Here is a 17,563-nt window from a genome sequence, read left to right on the forward strand (position 1 = left end):
AGGAGGCCAGCAATGCCAAAGAACTACGTTCTTTCGGCTGCCGTACTCGCAGCCTCGATCGCCGCGGCCGGAAGCGCCGGCGCGCAAACGACCGTCAAGATCGGGATGGTCATGCCGATGACCGGCCCGCTGGCGGCGGCAGGGCAACAGGTGCTCGCGGGCGCGCGCCTTTACATCAAGCAGCACGGCGAGATCGTCGCCGGCAAGCGGATCGAGCTGATTGTCCGGGACGACGCTTCGTCCGGTGAAACTGGCAAGCGTTTGATTCAGGAACTCGTTGTCAACGACAAGGTCGACGTGATCGGGGGAGGCCAGACGGCCGACCTTCTGCCCAGCGCCCCCCTTCTCACCGAAGCGCAGAAGCCGACAGTGATCATGATTTCGAGCACGACGGCGGTGGTCCAGAAGTCCCCGTTCTTCGTACGCACGAGCTGCACGCTGGCGCAATCCTCGGCCATTCTTGCGAACTGGGCCGTGAAGAAAGGGTTCGGCAAGGCGGCGACGCTGGTCACCGAATTCGCGCCAGGGCTCGAGGCAGAAGAAACCTTTACCAACAACTACAAGGCGGCCGGCGGTCAGATCGCTGAGGCGATCCGCGTGCCGCTGCGCAGCCCCGACTTCGCGCCGTTCCTGCAGCGGGTCAAGGAGGCCGCGCCGCAGGCCTTGTTCGTGTTCGTGCCGTCCACGCAGGCCGCGGTGTTCGCTAGGCAGTTCGTCGAACGCGGCCTCGACAAGACCGGCATCGCGCTGATCGGGCCGGGCGATCTCACCGACGACGAAGCCCTGCCGAACATGGGCGACGTCATGCTTGGAGCAGTGACCGCGCATTTCTACTCGGCCGCGCACGCGTCCCCTCTGAACAAGGCGTTTACCGAGGCCTATCAGAAAGAGACCAAGGCGCGCGCGAATTTCATGGCCGTGTCAGGCTATGACGGCATGCATCTGATCTATGCAGCGCTGAACAAGACCGCCGGCTCGACCGACGGCAAGACCCTTGTCGCCGCGATGAAGGGCATGGCCTGGGAAAGCCCGCGCGGACCGATGTCGATCGACAAGAACAGCGGCGAAATTGTGCACAACATCTACATCCGCAAGGTCGAGAAGGTGGATGGCGAACTGCGTAATGCCGAGTTCGAGACCTTCAACAAGGTCAGGGATCCACGCGTGGCCGCCGCAAAATGAGCGATCCGCGTGTCATTATCGCCGGAGGCGGCATTGGCGGGCTGAGCCTTGCGCTCAGCCTGCATCAGGCTGGAATACGCGTCCGCGTCCACGAAGCGGTGCGCGATCTCTTCCCGCTCGGCGTCGGCATAAACCTGCAGCCAACGGCGGTACGCGAGCTGACGGAGCTTGGACTCGGCGATGCTCTTGCGGAGGCCGGGATCGCCACGCAGCGCTTGAAGCTCTGCAACAAGTTTGGGCAATTGATTTATGATGAGCCGAGGGGGCTGGCAGCAGAATATCGCTGGCCGCAAATTTCTATCCATCGCGGAGAACTGCAACTCATGCTGCTTCGTGCCGTGCGCGAGCGGATCGGCGATGAAAATGTCCGCACGGGAATGAGGCTCAGAGCCTTCGAGCAGCGCGGCGAAAGTGTACGGGCTCGCTTCAGCGATGAAGAATCTGGCTCAGACATGTTTGAAGAAGCCGAAATCCTCGTTGGCGCCGACGGCATTCATTCGGCCGTGCGGCGCCAGGTTTATCCTGACGAAGGGGCGCCACGCTTCGCTCACCAAATCCTGTGGCGTGCGGCGGTCGAGGCCGAACCATTTCTTGATGGGCAGACGATGGTCATCGCCGGACACTTCGATCAGCGAATTATCGTCTATCCGATCGGCAAGACTCCAGGAGGCAAATTGCTGACCAACTGGATTTGTCAAATGACGGTACCCGACCAGGCACCCTTGTTAGAACACTGGAATCGACGCGTCGGGAAGGAAAAGGTGCTTTCGACATTTGAGCGCTGGCGATTTCCCTGGCTCGACCTGCCGACACTGATCGAACGATCGCAGCACATCTACGAATTTCCACTCGTCGATCGCGACCCAATTCCAGCCTGGTCATTCGGCTGCGTTACCCTTCTTGGTGACGCGGCACATCCGATGCAGCCGATCGGTGGCCAGGCCGGTTCGCAGGCGATCCTGGACGCTCGGGCTCTCACCCGCGCCCTGATTGAAACCAACCGCCCTGTCGCAGCTCTGGAACGCTATGACGCGGAGCGCCGGCCGGCAATGAATGATGTCATCTTGCGAAACCGGAGTCTCGGACCTGAAGCCGCGATGCAGCTCGCAGAAGAGCGAGCACCGAACGGCTTTGCCCGTGTCGAAGACGTGATCTCGCAACACGAGCTTGACGTCATCGCGAAATCCTTTGCCACGGCCGCGGGCCTCGATGTCGAAGCAGTCAATCACAGACCGTCGTACCTGTCTCCATAGCAACAACCATTTCCAACGTCCGCTCTTGACGCAGAGCGGGACCTGACAGAAGGCTGGCATGTCCGAGTTGGGTCAAAAGCGCCGGTTTGCCCCTTTGACGTTGACTTCCGATCTACCCCTATCAACGGACATTCTCCGGGCGGGTCGGCATGTCTCAAGCGGGCCAAGAAGAGACATGGCTCTAGTACATGGCCGGGCTAGATAACGGGCATCGCCTGAGACATTCGTCCAGCTCAGATGGCAGCTCCGGCCAGCAAGAAAGCGCCGCCGAGCGCGACCATTACAAGTCCAGGCCAATTCGATTTGATGCCGAAGCCGCTACCCGGTCTTACAGGTTCCAGCGTGTCACGCCCGGAACGAAGCCACCTTCCACCGCTGAATCGGCCTCGCCAGATTGGCTGATACGCCATCTGGAGCACGCCGCCGAAAACCAGGAGCACACCAAGCCATATGAGGGTCATGCTCTCCTCCCGCACCAGTGAAAGCCAACAGGTTGCTCCGCCGATAACCGTGGTCCGTTCAACGTCTGCCCGCTGCTCTCGGAATTAGAACGACCTTGAAAGCCGCCGGACGCGCCAGCGCGGCGCACGTAGGCTGGGGATAACGCTCTCCGAAGCTCAGGCTACGTCAATCATAAGCATCCTGCTCAGTCTTCGTCCGGCTCGCGCAGGACCGGCGGTTCGTCGGTTCGGTTCTCTTCGTCGTCTTGCTCCTCGTCCTCTTCGTCGTCATCAGGATCTCGGGGTGGCATCGTGTTGCCCATGATCGCGAAGACACGCCGGTCGATCCTGGTGGGAACTACCTCGGGGATTTGTAGGGTCATGTTGTTGCTCCTCGGATGTGACCCTCCGGCACTTTACCCCTTTTTCGGAGGGGCAGCGGAATTGGCGGACGGCGCGGACGAGGTCCGGTTTATCCCTGTCAGACGCCCCTGAGATAAGTGTTCGAGTTCGTCGGTTTTGGTCCCAGGTGCGGACATCGCATGGACAACGGGCCAAGGCACGCGAACTCCAGGACCCCATTCGATGACCGCATTCGATCAGCCCCCAGCGCATGGTTCAAGACAGAGCTGGAACGAGCGTATTAGTCGGATGTCGCGCGGTCGGTTTACAACTGGCATCCCATGTCTGGTCACTTAGCCGACGGGTAGGGGGTCGCGGCAAGCCAAACTTTCCCCAACCCGCCATGTCCCAAGGGTGCTAAGTTAACCGCAGTCATGCTGCCTTCGCGGTTTAGCGAGCTGTCGGCCCTGCCGCGCGGACAGGGGGAGAACGACTGCGCATCAAATGCACCCGCAACGCCGACTTGCAGCGATCCTGGTAGCAGACGTGGTCGGCTACAGCCGGCTGATGGGCCAGGATGAGAGTGGAACGCTTCGCCGAATTAAAGCCATTCGGCGTCAAATCGTCGATCCCAACATCGCCGAGTAGCATGGCCGCGTCGTCAAGACGACCGGAGACGGAATTCTCATAGAATACCCCAGGGCTGTGGAGGCCGTCGGCTCCGCCGTGGCTGTCCAGCGCGCTGCGGACCCGGAGCCGCATCGCTTGGACCAAAGGTCAACGTTGCTTGCCTAGATGATCGCGGAACAAGACGGTTCCAGCGCCCGTTTGTTGTGGAACCGTGGCGCACAATCATGATCATGCGCAACTACGCAGCCTATATTCTTGATCGCGATGGGCGCATCGCCAATCGCATAGATTTGGTTTGCCTGGATGAAGCTGCGGCCAAGGAGCGGGCGAAGGCCTTTGCTGGCGACCATCGGATCGAGTTATGGTCCGGTGATCGCCTAATCGGCGAATTCGAGCCGGCGAACTGGCCGGCATCGAACCGCTATAGCTAGGATCGTCTTAGGTTCTCTTCTAAGTTCTCTGGCGGTGACGAAGTTCTAGCCGCCTACGTAAAGAACCTGAATTTCGCACCTAAATTGGCTGGATTTATAGTTCGGCCATGACGCGCAACATTCTATTCAAGTGCCTACTGTCCGGTAGGACAGTGCACTGCCAGGTCGAACTGGCCGTGGCCGAGCGCGACGAGTATCAAGAGGTTGTGTGTGCGGACTGTCAGACCTGTCACTTCATCAACAGAAAGACCGGCAAGCTCTTAGGCGAGAAGTAGCAGCAGGCTTTATCCCACCTCGGCCATAGCCGACGATGCATCCAGTAGCGCGCTCCCTCGCGGGCGGCTTTGCGCATGGCTGGCCCGATCCACGGTAGCGATCCACCGCGACCAGTTCACCCCTGTCCGCTGGAACGGCTGCTCCCAACACCCACCAATCTTTTGCGCGGACCGCAAGTTCCCGTGATAAGGTTCCATGGCACGAGCGAGGCTGATAGGGCGAAAATGTCAACCTTCCTTCACTTGCAAATCAGCTCCATGTCGCCGGAAGAGGCCAACCTCGTCAGGAAGGCGTATGAGCATGCGCTGCATAAGTTGTGCGTCAAGGACCGCGAGGACCCGCTCACGCAACTGATCGCAAAAACCATCATCAAGGCCGCGCAGACCGGAATTGCTGACCCCGCCGAGATTTCGGCTCAAGCGATCAGTGAATTGGAAATTCGGTAGCCGGGGTTGCCGGCAGCTTGGCCGCTGCCATCGTTAGAGGCCTCAAACGACGAAAGGCCCGACGCGGGGCTGATGACGTCGAGGCCTCATGGTTGGCAGTGCAAAGCAAAAATGCCCGCGGCGGGCGAATTGTTCCGTATCCTTCATGCACGCCGGATCGGAGAAATGGACCGCCCCGAAACAACCCTGGCTTTAATGTCATTCCGGAACGATTTCACGGCGCTCCATTTCCACAAACCGATCTAATAGCCTTCGCAGGTGCGGCGGAACCGGGGCGGTCTCGCGTTCGAGATGTTGCGGTAGATGCTCGCCGATCTCATTGCCGATTGCGCGGGCGTGGTTCGACTCTAGGCGAAACGGGCCAGGGACTCGAGTTTGTGCAACCATGGCTGCCACCTTTGGTAGGTGCACAGCTTGTTGGGATGTGCACGGCGTCCCTGCCGTGTCGATAACGCCCGCTGGAACGCCTCGATCCCATTGAGCGAACCTTTTTAACTTAGGTGAGTTGGCTCTGGGGCTTCGCAAATGCGAGGCACATGATGACCAAGCTCTCTGCGGCCGACGTGTTTCTCACCGTCACGATCATGAGTGCTGTCTTCTTAACGGAGGTCGCAGTTTTCGCCTTGATCGGATTGTTCTAGCCAACATTCCTGTTCTCCGGAGGCGCCTTCTGAGAAGCTGCTCTCAGCGCTGGATCGTCCAATTGTTCTCCACTCCGGGCTGGGGCCGCCCGCCTGTCGCCCGCTAGTTTTAAAGTACCCAGGTCAGGAGAGGATTATGCGTACCTTGACCGATCAAGATATTCGCACCCGCGCTTATAAGCTCTGGAAGGATGCAGGCCAGACCCACGTCAAGATGGATGCGTTCTGGTATCGAGCGGAGAAGCAATTGTTACGGGAGCGAGCGAAAGAACAACGAAGGTCGCGCACAACAAAGCACCGCCTTAGTGTGGAGGTGGCGAGAGTTAGCTAGCGAGTACCTCCGACTATCGCGATCCTGAGTGTGGACGCCGCGAGCCCTCATCCGTGCGACGATTCAATGTTCGTTCTCTTGAGATCGCCGAGCCTGCGCATGTAATAGCCTTGGCTCTGGACTGCCTGCCTGATCTCCTCACTTACCCTGATGACCCTTTTCTTGCTCTTGCGCCATTTCCCTTCGACGCCAATACCCGGCACGGGAAACCCCTTCCTCACAACGAGCAGATCGCGCCTGACGTTGAAATACACTTCGACCATGCAGCCCCCAAAATACCTAGAAATATCGTTTCAGAGCAAAGCGAGGCTCGTCGAAATGCAATCAGCAATTTGGCCGCTGCCTGTGAATATCGAGGAAAAAGCGCCACGCTCGTTGTTTCGACACAACATTTTCTGTTTGGATGTTGTGCGTATGCCGTGCCCAACGACCAACGATTATCTGGATGAGTATGAGCGGGAGCTAGACGAGATCGTCGCCGCCTGTGATGGCGATCCGCGCAGCGCTCTCAGGGCTCTCATGCTTGTGAATGAGCAATTGGAGCAAATCCTAAACTGCTTGAACGCGGAACTGGTCGAGCACGTGTCGCGGCATCGACGGCAGACGCTGCTCTAGGACGCGGCCTCATTAGCGCGGAGCCATAGCCTGATCGATGCGAGTTGAACGAAGGCAAGGTAGTTGGCGGCGAGCTTGTCATAGCGTGTCGCAACCCGGCGGCAGTATTTGATCTTGTTGAAGAAGCGCTCGACCAAGTTCCGAGCGCGGTGGAGGCAGGGGCTGAGGCAGATCGGGTCGCTGCGGTTGCTTTTCGGCGAAATGTTGGCCCATGCGCCTTTCTTCATGGCGGGCTGTCTGATTCAGTCGGCATCGTAGCCACGGTCGGCAAGCAGCATAGACCCGGATTTCAGACGAGACAGTAGCCTTCCGGCAAGCCGAACGTTGTGGGCCTCACCGGGGCTCAGCGCCAGCCGTACCGGCAGACGATTGCTATCGACCATCGCATGAATTTTGCTCGGCAAGCCGCCGCGTGACCTTCCCATCAATTGGCGCTGGTTCTTTATGATGCAGGCTCCATGCTGATGCACGCGGACAATGGAGGTATCGATCATCTGGACAGCGGCGTCATGGGCAGAGGCAAGTGCGTCTAGGACGCGGCCCCAGACACCGGCCCGTCGCCAGCGGACGAAACGGTAGTAGCGAGTCGTGTATGGGCCAAACGCCTCCGGAAGGTCACGCCAGGGGGGCTCCCGATCGCAAGACCCAGAAGATACCATTGAGGACGCGACGATCATTTACCCGAGGAACGCCACGCGGCTTGTTGGGCAACATCGGCTTGATGGCAACCCATTCATAGTCGGCAAGTTCGTAGCGCACGATTCGAGCCCCCAGTTTGGGAGTTTGAATCACGGGGGGTCTCGCCAAACGCAACGCCTCTTTCCTGGCCCCGGATCGGCGCTTACGGGCAGAAGCGGACATCGACCTGCCGACACCTCCGCTGAATCCGTCGAAAATGACCCTTTCAGACTTCGCAGGGCAAAGGCTAACTACCAGCTCCGCGTTCGGCTAACTCGAAATGGGTAGTTTCCTCAATGAACCCGAATTGCGATTATGCGGGGCAATAGTGGTGGCCGCCGGGGTTGTGGGGGCGGCGTTGACTCCTATCAGAGTCAGCGACAGGTCGCTTAGCTCCGAAAAGTTGGTGCACCTTAGATGCTCCAGCCTGTCGATAGTAAAAGTAGCGATCTTTGATCTTTATCAAGGAGATCAAAAGGTCAGCCATGGTGGACGATCCAACTGCCTGATCCAGGCGTCGACGATGTCCGATCCACGATCACTGACGCCGGAGATAAAGTTTCGCCGAAGCTTTAGTTGTGCCGGCGGCCTAGTCGCAATTGGAGTGACCTATTTCGCCTTGGCAAAAGGCGGCCTTGCTCTCGCCTCTATTCATCCCAATGCAACGCCAATTTGGCCACCGACGGGTGTCGCGCTGGCGGCGGTGCTGTTGTGGGGATATCGGACTTCGCCTGCAATTTTCATGGCAGCGGCGATGGCCAATGCGACGACCGCCGGCTCGGTTGCCACCGCAATTGCGATTGCGACCGGTAACTCTCTTGAAGCGGTTGTTGGCGCTTACCTGATCAATCGATGGTCGAGCGGATGTAATACTTTTTCGACGCCAAACTCCGTCGCGAAGTTCGCTCTGATTTGCTTCCTGATCGCAACACCGATCAGCGCCAGCATTGGACTGATCAGCCTGGCAACCGCCGGGTACATCGATCGGACGAATTTCGCGAACGCCTGGGTCACATGGTGGCTGGGAGATGCGACCGGCGCGCTGGTCATTGCCCCCGTTATCGTGCTTTGGGCATCAAGGCATTTCCACGCTTTCAACCGCAATGAATTTTTGGAAACGGTCGGCGTCCTCGCAACAGCGGCGGCTGTTGGACTCATTGCTTTCAGCCCCCTGATCGAGCAAACGCCGAGCCGAAATCCACTTGGTTTTCTTGCGATCCTGCCAATGTTGTGGGCGGCGCTGCGCCGCGGTCCACGTGACACCGCAACAGTTGCGCTGGTGCTTGCGGGCATCACGATTTGGGGGACGCTCACGGGCGGCGGCCCGTTCACGGCCGCGGATATCAACGTTTCATTCCTGCTGGTGTTGATGTTCTTGATCAGCATTACCGTTCCAAGCTTGTTACTGAGTGCCGACGTCGAGGTCCGCAAGAAAGCGGAGGAAAGTCTGCGCCGCTCGCAGATCGAACTCGAACGGAAGGTCGCAGAGCGTACGCAAGAGCTGGAGCTCGCCAATGCAGCAAAATCGCGCTTTCTTGCCATGGCAAGCCATGATTTGCGGCAGCCATTACATGCACTAGGCCTGTTCGTTGCACAGCTGCGCACGCCGCTCAAATCGTGGGAAATGGCAAAGACGATCGAGCGGATCGATGCAACGCGCAAAGAAATGGATGAAATGTTCAATTCGCTCTTGGATATTTCCAGGCTCGATGCTGGAATCTTTACACCCACAATTACCGAATTCCCGATCGCGCGCCTGTTGCAAACAATTGAGACTAGGTTTGATCAGGCAACGCGAGAAAAAGGCTTGCGTCTACGCGTTAGGCGAAGCGACGCCTGGGTGCGGAGCGACGCGATGCTGCTCGAACGCATACTGCTCAATCTGATATCCAACGCTGTGCGCTATACATTGCGGGGTGGGATCATTGTCGGATGTCGTCGCCGCGGTGAAATATTGCGTATCGAGGTATGGGATAGCGGTCCCGGCATTCCTGAGGATCAGAAGCAGAATATCTATGGCGAGTTTTTTCAACTTCCTGGCCCAGAAAGGAACCGGTACGGCGGCCTGGGGCTCGGCCTGGCTATTGTCGACAGGCTTCGCGTGCTTCTCAACCATCAAATTGACTTAGCTTCGACTGTGGGCCGAGGTTCGCGATTCGCAATCCTGGTTCCAATTGCCGATGAACGCGTCACGTCCACCGAGCCCGTCGACTCACCTCGCCCCGCAGTCTTTGCGGTCGAAGGCAAGGTAATTCTTGTTATTGCCGATGCTCCAATTGTGCTGGAGGAAACGGGCGGATTGCTTGGCAAATGGGGATACTCCGTCCTGACCGCCGGATCCGACGAAGGTGCACTTATCCGACTTGCTGAGCGCCAACAACGCCCCGATCTCATAATCTCGGATTATCATCTCGCGAGCGGAAAGACCGGGATCCGAGCAATTGAACAAATTAATGCGGTGTTTGGCTCATCAATTCCAGCCATCCTCATCAGCGGCGATACGGCACCCGAACCACTACGTGACGCCAAGGATAGAGGGTACATTTTGCTGCACAAGCCTGTCGACCCAATGCGGCTCCGCGCTGTCATGCACGAGTTCTTTAGGGATCATGACGATAGGAGAGACACCGGGGCGGCGTTATGACTCAGATTTCGGCGACAATTCCCAGCCCATTTTTCCTACTTTTATTACCGCCTCGGTGCGGCTCGTTGCGTTGAGCGCCTTGAGAACGACCGTGATGTGGTTCTTCACTGTCGGCACTGCCATATTGAGGGTCCTGGCAATGGTCTTGTTGGTTTTTCCCTTCATCAGGAGCGCAAGCACTTCAATCTGCCGATCGGTCAACCCGAGACCCTTGGGAGAGTCGCGCGTCGCTAGCTTATTTGTAAGCCGCGGAGATGTTGTTTCCTCAAGAATCTCCGAGGGAATGTAAATTCCGCCGGAGAACACTAACTTGATGGCGTTCAGCATGACCTCGCGTTCGGTAGTTTTCGGGATGAAACCCAGAGCGCCAAGTCTGAAAGCTCGCTTGACTGTATCTTGATCATCCGAGGACGAGAGAATGATGATAGCAATGGTCGCATAGCGGTCACGCAGTTCGCGAAGGACAGCGAAGCCATCTCGATCAGGCAAATTGATATCAAGCAAAATGAGGTTGATGTCGGGATGTTCCCCGACTATGTGCACAGCCTGACGGCCGTTCGAAGCTTCAAATATGACGGCATCTCGCTTCAGTTGTTTCACGACAGCGTGCAGCGCCTCGCGAATTAATGCATGATCGTCGACAATAAGAACCTTCATAAAAAGCTCTCCGTCATCCCATTGCACGGAGATCCAATTGAATAAATCATACACCCGCCTTCCGGTCTTTGGCGAGGAAGAAGCTGGCGGAAGACTGGCTCCCGAAACCGTCCATCCTCTATCCTTGGCCCAGCGAGCGGTTCGCCATCAGGCACTCAAGGTAGGAGCCGAATGCCGTTGTGCGCTGTAATTGTAATCACCTCACAATAGGGCGACGAAAGAGCGAGAGCGGACCACGAGAGTTGTGGGACTCAGAGTCTCCTACGCCGGTGCGCAACGGTGATCGATGCCGAGATCTGTGCGGTACCTTGATCATAGGACCTAGGAACCTCTCACTGGGACCTCCGGCTGATTTACGCGCTGTGCCGTTGAGCTACGATCGTCAACGGACAGCCTCGCGCGCCAGAAGGTTCCACCAAGCGCCGCCATACGATCGTTATCGCAATAGCGTTCGTGGCCGGGGTCGGCGTGAAGCAACTCGAGACTGTGCCGTTGTCACGACCCGGCTGTTTTTTTTCAAATTCGGTCCCTCTTGAGGCGCGCTCGCACGCCGGACGGGGCAATCAGATGCATGATCGAACTGCCGCCCCGAAGCCATTGGTAGCCGCGCTGCCGGAGCTGAAAGGCTACGGCCGTGATCTGCGCATTGATGCCTGCCGCGGCATCGCGCTCGGGTACATCTTTCTTGACCATGTCCCCAACAACATCGGGAGCTGGCTGACACTGCGCAACTACGGCTTCAGCGATGCCGCGGAAGTATTCATGTTTCTTTCGGGTTTGACCTGCGCGCTGGCCTACGGCAAGGCACGGCAGAGCGGGGGCTGGACCGGCGTGATCGGCCGGACGCTGTGGCGAAGCTGGGATATTTATGTCGCATTTCTGCTGCTCACGCTCGCCTGCGCCATCATGGTTCACCTCGCAGGCAGCGGCCATCTTGCCGACGAGAGCAATACGCGCATTCTGCTGGAAGAGCCGGGCGCGACGCTCGCGCACGCGGCGATCCTGCAATACCGCCCCGTCAACACCGACATCTTGCCGCTCTTCGTGCTTTATCACCTTTTGTTCGCGCCGCTACTGTGGCTGCTGCTGCGAGCGCCGAACGCAACGCTCGGCGCGTCGCTGCTGCTTTATGCACTGGCGCACGTCTTCGGCTGGACCATCCCGGCATGGCCGAACGGCCACTGGTTCTTCAATCCGCTGGCCTGGCAGCTGCCGCTTGTGCTTGGCGCGTGGTGGATCATCGAGGGCAAGAGATTCCGACCGTGGGTGACCTCGCGCGCCGCGCTTGTGCCTGCGGTTCTCTATCTGGTGTTCAGCCTCATCACCGCGTTGAGCGGGAGCATAAAGCCGCTGGAAGTGCTGGTCCCGCAGGCTCTGCTTTACCCGATGGACAAATCGAATCTCGCCCCTTTGCGACTGCTGCATTTCTTGGCCCTTGCGGTTTTGTTCGTATCATTCGTGCCTCGCGATTGGCGAGGGCTGACGACGCCGGTGATGCGTGGCGCCATTCGCTGCGGCCAGAACTCGCTGACAATCTACTGCCTCGGCGTTCTGCTGACGCTCGCCAGCCAGCTGGCGCTGCTCGACGTCTCGGACGGGCTGGCGATGCAGATCGCGCTCAGTGTTGGTGGCGTCCTGGTGATGATCGTGGCGGCGACGCTGCTGAACTTGATCAAGGTCAAACCCAGGCAGCAGCCGCTCGCGAAGGCCATCGAGCAGCCAACCAGGTTTGAGCTGGTCATCAATCCCATGACAGCCAGGGCGCTCGGCGTTGACATTCCGCCCGCGTTACTCGCCTGTGCCGACGAGGTTGATCGACTAAAGATGCTGTTTGCTCCGGTGCGCGAGTCCGGCTGCAGCGCTGATCCAGTGCCAGCAATCGCGCAAGCCTTCGGGCCACCAGCGAAAAATGTGGGTCAGGACGTGAATTGGATCACAAGGACTGTGGAGCCTGCCCCTTAATCTTCCGGCCATCGTACAGGAGCCAAGGCCATGATTTCCCACCCAAAGACCCACAAGGGAGCGGTGCTGATCGCGGCATACGTGACCCTTGCCTGCGTAGCGGCATTACTGTCGGTCAACCTGACATCACCCACCAGCGCCGCGCTCGGCGCTGACTGGCAGTGCAGCCGGTTTGCGCTCGTACTCACGACCTGCAGCCCGGTGCGTGCACATGAGACCCTTTCCACTGGCGTGGGCAAGCGGACCTAGCCTAGTACGCGGCAAACCGAATCATGCTGCGAATGTCAGCTGAAATCAGCGCACACACTTTGCGAGGGCTCCTTTCCTAATTTTGAGCCGGGCTGCCGATACGCTCGGCCAACTCCAACAGCTGCTCGGTCGGGCGCTCCGTTGGAAATTTCGGGACAGCACTTAGCAGCGCATGCCTCGACCCTGCATCGGACAGGTGGCGATCGTCGCGAAGCGGCGGCTTGCTGACGAATACGGCGCGGCGAAGGTGCTGAGCGAAGCCGCCGGGAAAGGCGGTCACTACCGTGACAATGTCGCACGCGCCGACATTGTCAGCAAAAGGACGCTGGCATTACCCGGCAGGAAATGCACGAAGACACCAAATCCGCGACGCCGAAGCCCGTACGTTTTGCTTCGGCATCCCCCTCGCCCTCCTAATTTCGCGCCTATTGCTTGCAATCGCTTCGCGCGCGTAGCTCTTGCATCGGCACTCCCGAAAATAATTGCTCGCTCTTGCCAGAGGAGCCTTGCTTGTCGACGTCCGGCCTTCCACCAAGCGCTTGAAATATCTACCTTGTTTCCCAAACCACTGTGGCACACTTTGGTAAATCGGACCGAAACTCTCGCCAGACCAGAAAAAAATCCCTGAATGAGAGTGGGGCCGGTCCGCGAGCGACGTCCCCCTGAGGAAATGACCACCCCCCACCCCATCTGCCGGTCGATGTGCTCCCCGCCTAGATGCCTCACAGCACACCGAGCATGTCGTGGGTAGCGCAGCGTCCGAATTGGGAATATCCGCGCGATTCGCCAGAGGCGTCCCGATTTCCACAGACTGCTCTAGGCGCTTCGCCTTGCCTCAGTCATCAGACTTTCAAGCTCTCTGACCGCCGTGGCTTCGGTGACGCCGTCGACAACGGCAATCTCTCCCGACAGGCGCTCGAGTGCAGACGCATAAAGCTGTCGTTCGCTGTAGCTTTGGCTAGAATTGAACTCCGGCCGATAGAGATCGCGCATCGCTTCTGCGATGGCGAGAATATCTCCCGACTTGATCTTGCTCTCATATTCCTGAGCAAGCCGGGACCAATTACCTCGCGCTCTGCGAGGCGCTTGACTGAGGATACTTCGCGCGTGCTGGATGGCAGCCGGATCGGAAAGCTCACGCATTCCGGCGCTTGCCGCTTTTCTTATAGGAACTCGTAGCGTCATTTTGCTCTTCGCGAAATAAACGACAAAGAACTCAAGCTGAGCTCCTGCCACCGCCTGTTCCTCGATCGCGACAATCTGGCCGACGCCGTGAGCCGGGTACACGATCAGATCAGTTGCCTTGAATCCAAAGCGCGTTTCGATGCAACGGTTCCCACGCGTTTGATCGACGGGGGCCACTGGTATGGAATGCGCAGAATTCGAACGATTGCACTGCGATTGACTGCTAAAATTCATCTCGCGATTTGCCCCGGATCGAGGAATTGGCTCCATTGCCATTTCCCGCTGTGATCAGCACGTCAGAACGAAAATGCTGGACTTAAAATCATTGATTGCAGTCCCTCACCAATAGGCCGCAAGCACGAGCGTCGCCGCGAGAAAATACGGGCGACCGACAAGGGCATCAGGATCGACAAGGTCTGGGTCGCGGTCGACGTCGGCAAGGTCGTCGATCCCGTCAACTTCGAGAACCAGGTGCAGGGCGGCGTGATCTGGGGGCTCGGCCACGCGATCAATTGCGAACTCACTTATGCCAAGGGCGGCGTGCAGCAGACCAATTACAATCACCACGAAGCGATGCGGATCTATCAGTGTCCGGTGATCGAGGTGCGCGGGCTCGAGAGCGATCCCAAGGTGAGAGGCGTCGGCGAGCCCCCCGTGCCTCCTGCCGCACCCGCGCTTGCCAACGCGATATTCGCGGCGACCGGAAAGCGAATCCGCGAAATGCCCTTCAACAAGTTCATCGATTTCGTGTGAGCGCGCGCCATGAAGATGTCTCTGATCGCGCTTGCGTTCGCCGCTTCATCAACAGTGGCCCTCACGGCTCGCCCCGGTGGCGTTCATCTGGTTCGGCAAGAGCGGCGCCGAGATTTGTGCGCAACTGAAGGATCCCAAACGCAATGGCGGTCGCGATGCCGTCGGTCTTCTCGAGCATTTGCGGCACGATGCATCGCTAAACGGCTTCATCCCGCGGGGATGGGCACCCGGAGCAGGCCGCACCACGCCACCGGGTATCTTCGAGGGTCATGTTAAAGACATGGCCCTGTGGGGAGCTGCCGGGCAACCCTGCCCAAATTGACGGTTCATCGATGCCGTGACGAAGGCGGGCGCCGGACAAGGCGCCCGGAACACCGATCAAGCGCAACGGTGGCGGTGAAGCTGCGTCGGACGGATGAGACACAGCCGACCCCCGCTGCAATGGGCTTACCGTCGCAACCATCATCGGCTCGCGCGAGCATGATGTCTCGATCCTCGACTACCGGCCGATCGAGCATCGCGAGAAAGCTGCGACCTTTCTCGGTGAAACACCACTTGGCCGGCTCGCGCGTCATCAGCTTCGACCAGGACGTAATCGGCGACCAGGAAGATCAGCGTCCTCATCCTTGTTGATGGCGATGATTACCCAGAGTCCTTCACGCCAGCCATGGTGGCGTGCGTTCGTCACAACTAACGAACCCAAGCGCGCGAAATCGTAGTTTAGCGTACAAAATCGTGTAAATGGCGGAGAGGGGTTCTATGGAGCATTCTCCGATGAGCTTTCGGAAATGCATCGTCCGTGTGTTCAAAGACCGACTGGATTGGGACGTACAAACCAGCGGCGATATGGAAGTAGATGAGTTCGACGCTCTGCAGCCCGTTTACTTGATATCATGCTGCTTACGTGCAAAACCGGGACATCATCAAGCGTCAGCAACTCGCAAACGCTGGCGCACGATTGGCAAATCTCTTGAATCGGATCTGGCCATAGCGGAGGACAAAGCTCCTCCTCAAATTCAAGGCTGTAACCAGCGACCGTCTCTACCGCCGAGCAAGGCGCAGGAGATGATTGGAGTGGCAGGATTTAAAGCTGTGCCCCTCGCGTCCCGAACGTAAGTAGCAATCGAAAATAACAACGAAAACAACGAAGCTCGGTCGTGACTGACCACCTTTATCGCTGTTTGTTCACGGTGTTTCGGTAGTCAATCGGTGGTTGGCGAAGCCTGATTTCTGGCGTGAGTAGCGGATTCTACTCCGCGGGTTGCAGGTTCGAATCCTGCCGGGATCGCCAACTCTTTCAATGCACGACGCAGCTTGGTAGTCGGGGCTTGGGCATTGAAGGTCGCCCGCGACGCGCAGGGCCGTCGGTGCAATTTATACGAAGCCAAGTTGTTCGCCGCAGTCGACGTACGAGGTCGAGAACTGCTTTGGCCCGTGCGCGGCTGTTCCGGCGGCGGCTGGTTGTTAGTCATGGCTGCGGCAAAGCCTCGGGCCGAGGATGATCATCGGGATTTGCTCGATCTCGATGATTTCCCCGATTGGGATTATAGGCCCGACGAAGACGGCGCGCCATTCGAGTACAAAGCATCTGATTGGTGGCGACGAAAGGATGGCCGATTGGTTGCGTTGGACTATTCGACTCCAGCGCATCTCACAGAAGAAGAGATCGACGAGCTAATGCGAACCGCGGCAGGCCGGATTGACGGCAAGGAAAGCCAGCCCGCCGGGCGTGAACCGCCGGACCAGCAAATGAAAAGCGACCTTGGCGCGGGGAGCGCCAAGGTCGCCACTAGAACTCCCAGTCGAGGATGGGCACCTGAAAGGGAGCGAGTATCTACTCCAGCCGTTGCCACTAGTTCCCGACGACGGGCGGGCTTCATCCACTCTGAGGTTAAAAAAATAGCAACTTGGACATAGGCACTGACGTTATGCGTCACGCTGGGAATTTTCAGGGCGGCACGTATTTCTGAAACCGGCGGCGTCTTTTCTTGGGACGATTTGATCAGGCGCAGTCGTTGCCACCGATCAGAGCGGCGATAGCCAAACGCGCAATAATGAGAACGACCCCGGCATGGGCAGCACGCCGAGGTCGCCATTCTAAACTCCCGATCGGGGGTTGGGTGTGAGAGCCGGGAGTATTTCCACGACTCCCGGCATTGTCACTTGTTCCCCCGCCCATTTGGCGGCGGTAAATTGAACGTCAGTCCAATGGTGAAAGCGTCGAAGGCAACACCTTGTTGCCCTGCGGACAACCTGTTCGCCCATTGAGCGGCAGAACCGGAGCTGAAGTGGCCTCGGCCACCTCAGTCGTCCGGCTCACGAAATGGGCTAGATTGGCGTCCGACGACCACTCCACATAACCAACGACCGCAAATGCAAGCGCTGCTACGACGAGAATGCCGACCACCGAAGCGGTCGCTACTCCGGACCAACTTTCGCTGCGGAATGATGGCATCGCGATTCTCCGACACGGGGGCTTGCCGGTGGTTAGGCCTACTCGCGAATTTCATATGTGAACGGCATCACATCTCACGCCCACTTGATGCGCAGGCCGCCGTTAGCAAATCAGCAACCGAACCGGCGCAGGCTTCTTGTGGGACGGGACCGTTGGGGACGCAGCACGGTCGCGTTTCGGGGAGGAGCCTGGCGCACGGGCCCTGACGCCGGCTCCTCTTCCATTAACCTTGTGTTAACGAAGCCACAGTCATGCGCCCCCGATCCTGCTAGCCCGTCTTATTCATCAGCGGCTTGTTGAGAGGCTGGCGAGCGTGGCGTAAGCCGCTGAGGTGGCGTAGGATTCGGTTGCTGACACCCACCCTCCGCGCATCCGGGCCGCCACACTCGCCAT

17 protein-coding genes and 2 pseudogenes are annotated in these 17,563 nt (G+C 58.5%); 13 read left to right on the plus strand and 6 right to left on the minus strand.

What is annotated here, in order from left to right:
• The first annotated feature begins 12 nt into the window (after positions 1–12).
• Complete coding sequence (locus AC066Y_RS38695; protein WP_478278441.1) at positions 13–1,182, plus strand: ABC transporter substrate-binding protein; 1,170 nt, start codon at positions 13–15, stop codon at positions 1,180–1,182.
• Positions 1,179–2,435, plus strand: coding sequence for a flavin-dependent oxidoreductase (locus AC066Y_RS38700; RefSeq protein ID WP_478278442.1), 1,257 nt, complete (start codon positions 1,179–1,181; stop codon positions 2,433–2,435). Before AC066Y_RS38695 ends, AC066Y_RS38700 begins: the two co-directional genes overlap by 4 nt.
• A gap of 646 nt (positions 2,436–3,081) precedes the next feature.
• On the opposite strand, the gene AC066Y_RS38705 is transcribed toward AC066Y_RS38700, so the two are convergent.
• Positions 3,082–3,258, minus strand: coding sequence for a hypothetical protein (locus AC066Y_RS38705; RefSeq protein ID WP_478278443.1), 177 nt, complete (start codon positions 3,256–3,258; stop codon positions 3,082–3,084).
• Positions 3,259–3,721: 463 nt separating this feature from the next.
• Here AC066Y_RS38705 and AC066Y_RS38710 point away from each other — a divergent pair.
• The 4 genes and pseudogenes from AC066Y_RS38710 to AC066Y_RS38725 all read left to right on the plus strand — a co-directional run.
• A pseudogene (locus AC066Y_RS38710) lies at positions 3,722–3,961 on the plus strand (adenylate/guanylate cyclase domain-containing protein); the annotation flags it as partial.
• Positions 3,962–4,071: 110 nt separating this feature from the next.
• A complete protein-coding gene (locus AC066Y_RS38715) occupies positions 4,072–4,278 on the plus strand; it encodes a hypothetical protein (RefSeq protein WP_478278444.1) in 207 nt (68 codons plus the stop codon).
• A gap of 500 nt (positions 4,279–4,778) precedes the next feature.
• Positions 4,779–5,000 (plus strand): hypothetical protein, encoded by a 222-nt coding sequence (locus AC066Y_RS38720; RefSeq protein WP_478278445.1) that lies wholly within the window; start codon positions 4,779–4,781, stop codon positions 4,998–5,000.
• A gap of 777 nt (positions 5,001–5,777) precedes the next feature.
• Positions 5,778–5,972, plus strand: coding sequence for a DUF2934 domain-containing protein (locus tag AC066Y_RS38725; protein WP_478278446.1), 195 nt, complete (start codon positions 5,778–5,780; stop codon positions 5,970–5,972).
• A gap of 47 nt (positions 5,973–6,019) precedes the next feature.
• Here AC066Y_RS38725 and AC066Y_RS38730 read toward each other — a convergent pair whose 3' ends face one another.
• A complete protein-coding gene (locus AC066Y_RS38730; RefSeq protein ID WP_478278447.1) occupies positions 6,020–6,235 on the minus strand; it encodes a hypothetical protein in 216 nt (71 codons plus the stop codon).
• A 55-nt stretch (positions 6,236–6,290) separates the two neighbouring features.
• On the opposite strand from AC066Y_RS38730, the gene AC066Y_RS38735 reads away from it, so the two are divergent.
• Positions 6,291–6,587, plus strand: coding sequence for a hypothetical protein (locus AC066Y_RS38735; protein WP_478278448.1), 297 nt, complete (start codon positions 6,291–6,293; stop codon positions 6,585–6,587).
• On the opposite strand, the pseudogene AC066Y_RS38740 reads toward AC066Y_RS38735, so the two are convergent.
• Positions 6,584–7,301 (minus strand): annotated as a pseudogene (locus tag AC066Y_RS38740) (IS5 family transposase). The gene AC066Y_RS38735 and the pseudogene AC066Y_RS38740 overlap by 4 nt on opposite strands.
• A 244-nt stretch (positions 7,302–7,545) precedes the next feature.
• On the opposite strand from AC066Y_RS38740, the gene AC066Y_RS38745 reads away from it, so the two are divergent.
• Positions 7,546–9,909: an MASE1 domain-containing protein gene (locus AC066Y_RS38745; protein ID WP_478278449.1), complete on the plus strand. Its 2,364-nt coding sequence runs from the start codon at positions 7,546–7,548 to the stop codon at positions 9,907–9,909.
• Here the strand turns inward: AC066Y_RS38745 and AC066Y_RS38750 are convergent.
• Positions 9,904–10,566 (minus strand): response regulator, encoded by a 663-nt coding sequence (locus tag AC066Y_RS38750; RefSeq protein ID WP_478278450.1) that lies wholly within the window; start codon positions 10,564–10,566, stop codon positions 9,904–9,906. The genes AC066Y_RS38745 and AC066Y_RS38750 overlap by 6 nt on opposite strands.
• 567 nt (positions 10,567–11,133) lie before the next feature.
• Here AC066Y_RS38750 and AC066Y_RS38755 point away from each other — a divergent pair.
• Both AC066Y_RS38755 and AC066Y_RS38760 read left to right on the plus strand, forming a co-directional pair.
• A complete protein-coding gene (locus AC066Y_RS38755; RefSeq protein ID WP_478278451.1) occupies positions 11,134–12,528 on the plus strand; it encodes an OpgC domain-containing protein in 1,395 nt (464 codons plus the stop codon).
• A 30-nt stretch (positions 12,529–12,558) separates the two neighbouring features.
• Entirely contained in the window at positions 12,559–12,777 is a 219-nt protein-coding gene (locus tag AC066Y_RS38760; RefSeq protein WP_478278452.1) for a hypothetical protein, read from the plus strand.
• Between the two features lie 816 nt (positions 12,778–13,593).
• Here AC066Y_RS38760 and AC066Y_RS38765 read toward each other — a convergent pair.
• Positions 13,594–14,232, minus strand: coding sequence for a CarD family transcriptional regulator (locus AC066Y_RS38765; RefSeq protein WP_478278453.1), 639 nt, complete (start codon positions 14,230–14,232; stop codon positions 13,594–13,596).
• Positions 14,233–14,367: 135 nt separating this feature from the next.
• Here AC066Y_RS38765 and AC066Y_RS38770 point away from each other — a divergent pair, with 135 nt between their 5' ends.
• The 3 genes from AC066Y_RS38770 to AC066Y_RS38780 all read left to right on the plus strand — a co-directional run bounded on the left by AC066Y_RS38770 (position 14,368) and on the right by AC066Y_RS38780 (position 16,632).
• Positions 14,368–14,715 carry a molybdopterin cofactor-binding domain-containing protein gene (locus AC066Y_RS38770; RefSeq protein ID WP_478278458.1) on the plus strand — a complete coding sequence of 116 codons (348 nt, stop codon included), beginning with the start codon at positions 14,368–14,370 and terminating at the stop codon, positions 14,713–14,715.
• 774 nt (positions 14,716–15,489) lie between these two features.
• Positions 15,490–15,831 carry an acyl-homoserine-lactone synthase gene (locus tag AC066Y_RS38775; RefSeq protein WP_478278454.1) on the plus strand — a complete coding sequence of 114 codons (342 nt, stop codon included), beginning with the start codon at positions 15,490–15,492 and terminating at the stop codon, positions 15,829–15,831.
• 219 nt (positions 15,832–16,050) lie between these two features.
• Complete coding sequence (locus tag AC066Y_RS38780; RefSeq protein ID WP_478278455.1) at positions 16,051–16,632, plus strand: hypothetical protein; 582 nt, start codon at positions 16,051–16,053, stop codon at positions 16,630–16,632.
• 283 nt (positions 16,633–16,915) lie between these two features.
• Here the strand turns inward: AC066Y_RS38780 and AC066Y_RS38785 are convergent, their stop codons facing one another.
• The gene (locus AC066Y_RS38785; RefSeq protein WP_478278456.1) at positions 16,916–17,170 is read right to left on the minus strand and encodes a hypothetical protein; all 255 of its coding nucleotides are present in this window, start codon (positions 17,168–17,170) and stop codon (positions 16,916–16,918) included.
• Positions 17,171–17,563: the final 393 nt, after the last annotated feature.

The sequence above is a fragment of the Bradyrhizobium sp. USDA3010 genome (genome assembly GCF_056429065.1).

Bases quoted from the DNA above. Each gene is read 5' to 3' on its own strand.
- AC066Y_RS38700 (WP_478278442.1), top strand. From the start codon at position 1,179: ATGAGCGATCCGCGTGTCATTATCGCCGGAGGCGGCATTGGCGGGCTG.
- AC066Y_RS38750 (WP_478278450.1), bottom strand. From the start codon at position 10,566: ATGAAGGTTCTTATTGTCGACGATCATGCATTAATTCGCGAGGCGCTG.
- AC066Y_RS38715 (WP_478278444.1), top strand. From the start codon at position 4,072: ATGATCATGCGCAACTACGCAGCCTATATTCTTGATCGCGATGGGCGC.
- AC066Y_RS38705 (WP_478278443.1), bottom strand. From the start codon at position 3,258: ATGACCCTACAAATCCCCGAGGTAGTTCCCACCAGGATCGACCGGCGT.
- AC066Y_RS38695 (WP_478278441.1), top strand. From the start codon at position 13: ATGCCAAAGAACTACGTTCTTTCGGCTGCCGTACTCGCAGCCTCGATC.
- AC066Y_RS38725 (WP_478278446.1), top strand. From the start codon at position 5,778: ATGCGTACCTTGACCGATCAAGATATTCGCACCCGCGCTTATAAGCTC.
- AC066Y_RS38785 (WP_478278456.1), bottom strand. From the start codon at position 17,170: ATGCCATCATTCCGCAGCGAAAGTTGGTCCGGAGTAGCGACCGCTTCG.
- AC066Y_RS38755 (WP_478278451.1), top strand. From the start codon at position 11,134: ATGCATGATCGAACTGCCGCCCCGAAGCCATTGGTAGCCGCGCTGCCG.
- AC066Y_RS38730 (WP_478278447.1), bottom strand. From the start codon at position 6,235: ATGGTCGAAGTGTATTTCAACGTCAGGCGCGATCTGCTCGTTGTGAGG.
- AC066Y_RS38765 (WP_478278453.1), bottom strand. From the start codon at position 14,232: ATGGAGCCAATTCCTCGATCCGGGGCAAATCGCGAGATGAATTTTAGC.
- AC066Y_RS38735 (WP_478278448.1), top strand. From the start codon at position 6,291: ATGCAATCAGCAATTTGGCCGCTGCCTGTGAATATCGAGGAAAAAGCG.
- AC066Y_RS38720 (WP_478278445.1), top strand. From the start codon at position 4,779: ATGTCAACCTTCCTTCACTTGCAAATCAGCTCCATGTCGCCGGAAGAG.
- AC066Y_RS38745 (WP_478278449.1), top strand. From the start codon at position 7,546: ATGGGTAGTTTCCTCAATGAACCCGAATTGCGATTATGCGGGGCAATA.
- AC066Y_RS38760 (WP_478278452.1), top strand. From the start codon at position 12,559: ATGATTTCCCACCCAAAGACCCACAAGGGAGCGGTGCTGATCGCGGCA.
- AC066Y_RS38775 (WP_478278454.1), top strand. From the start codon at position 15,490: ATGAGCTTTCGGAAATGCATCGTCCGTGTGTTCAAAGACCGACTGGAT.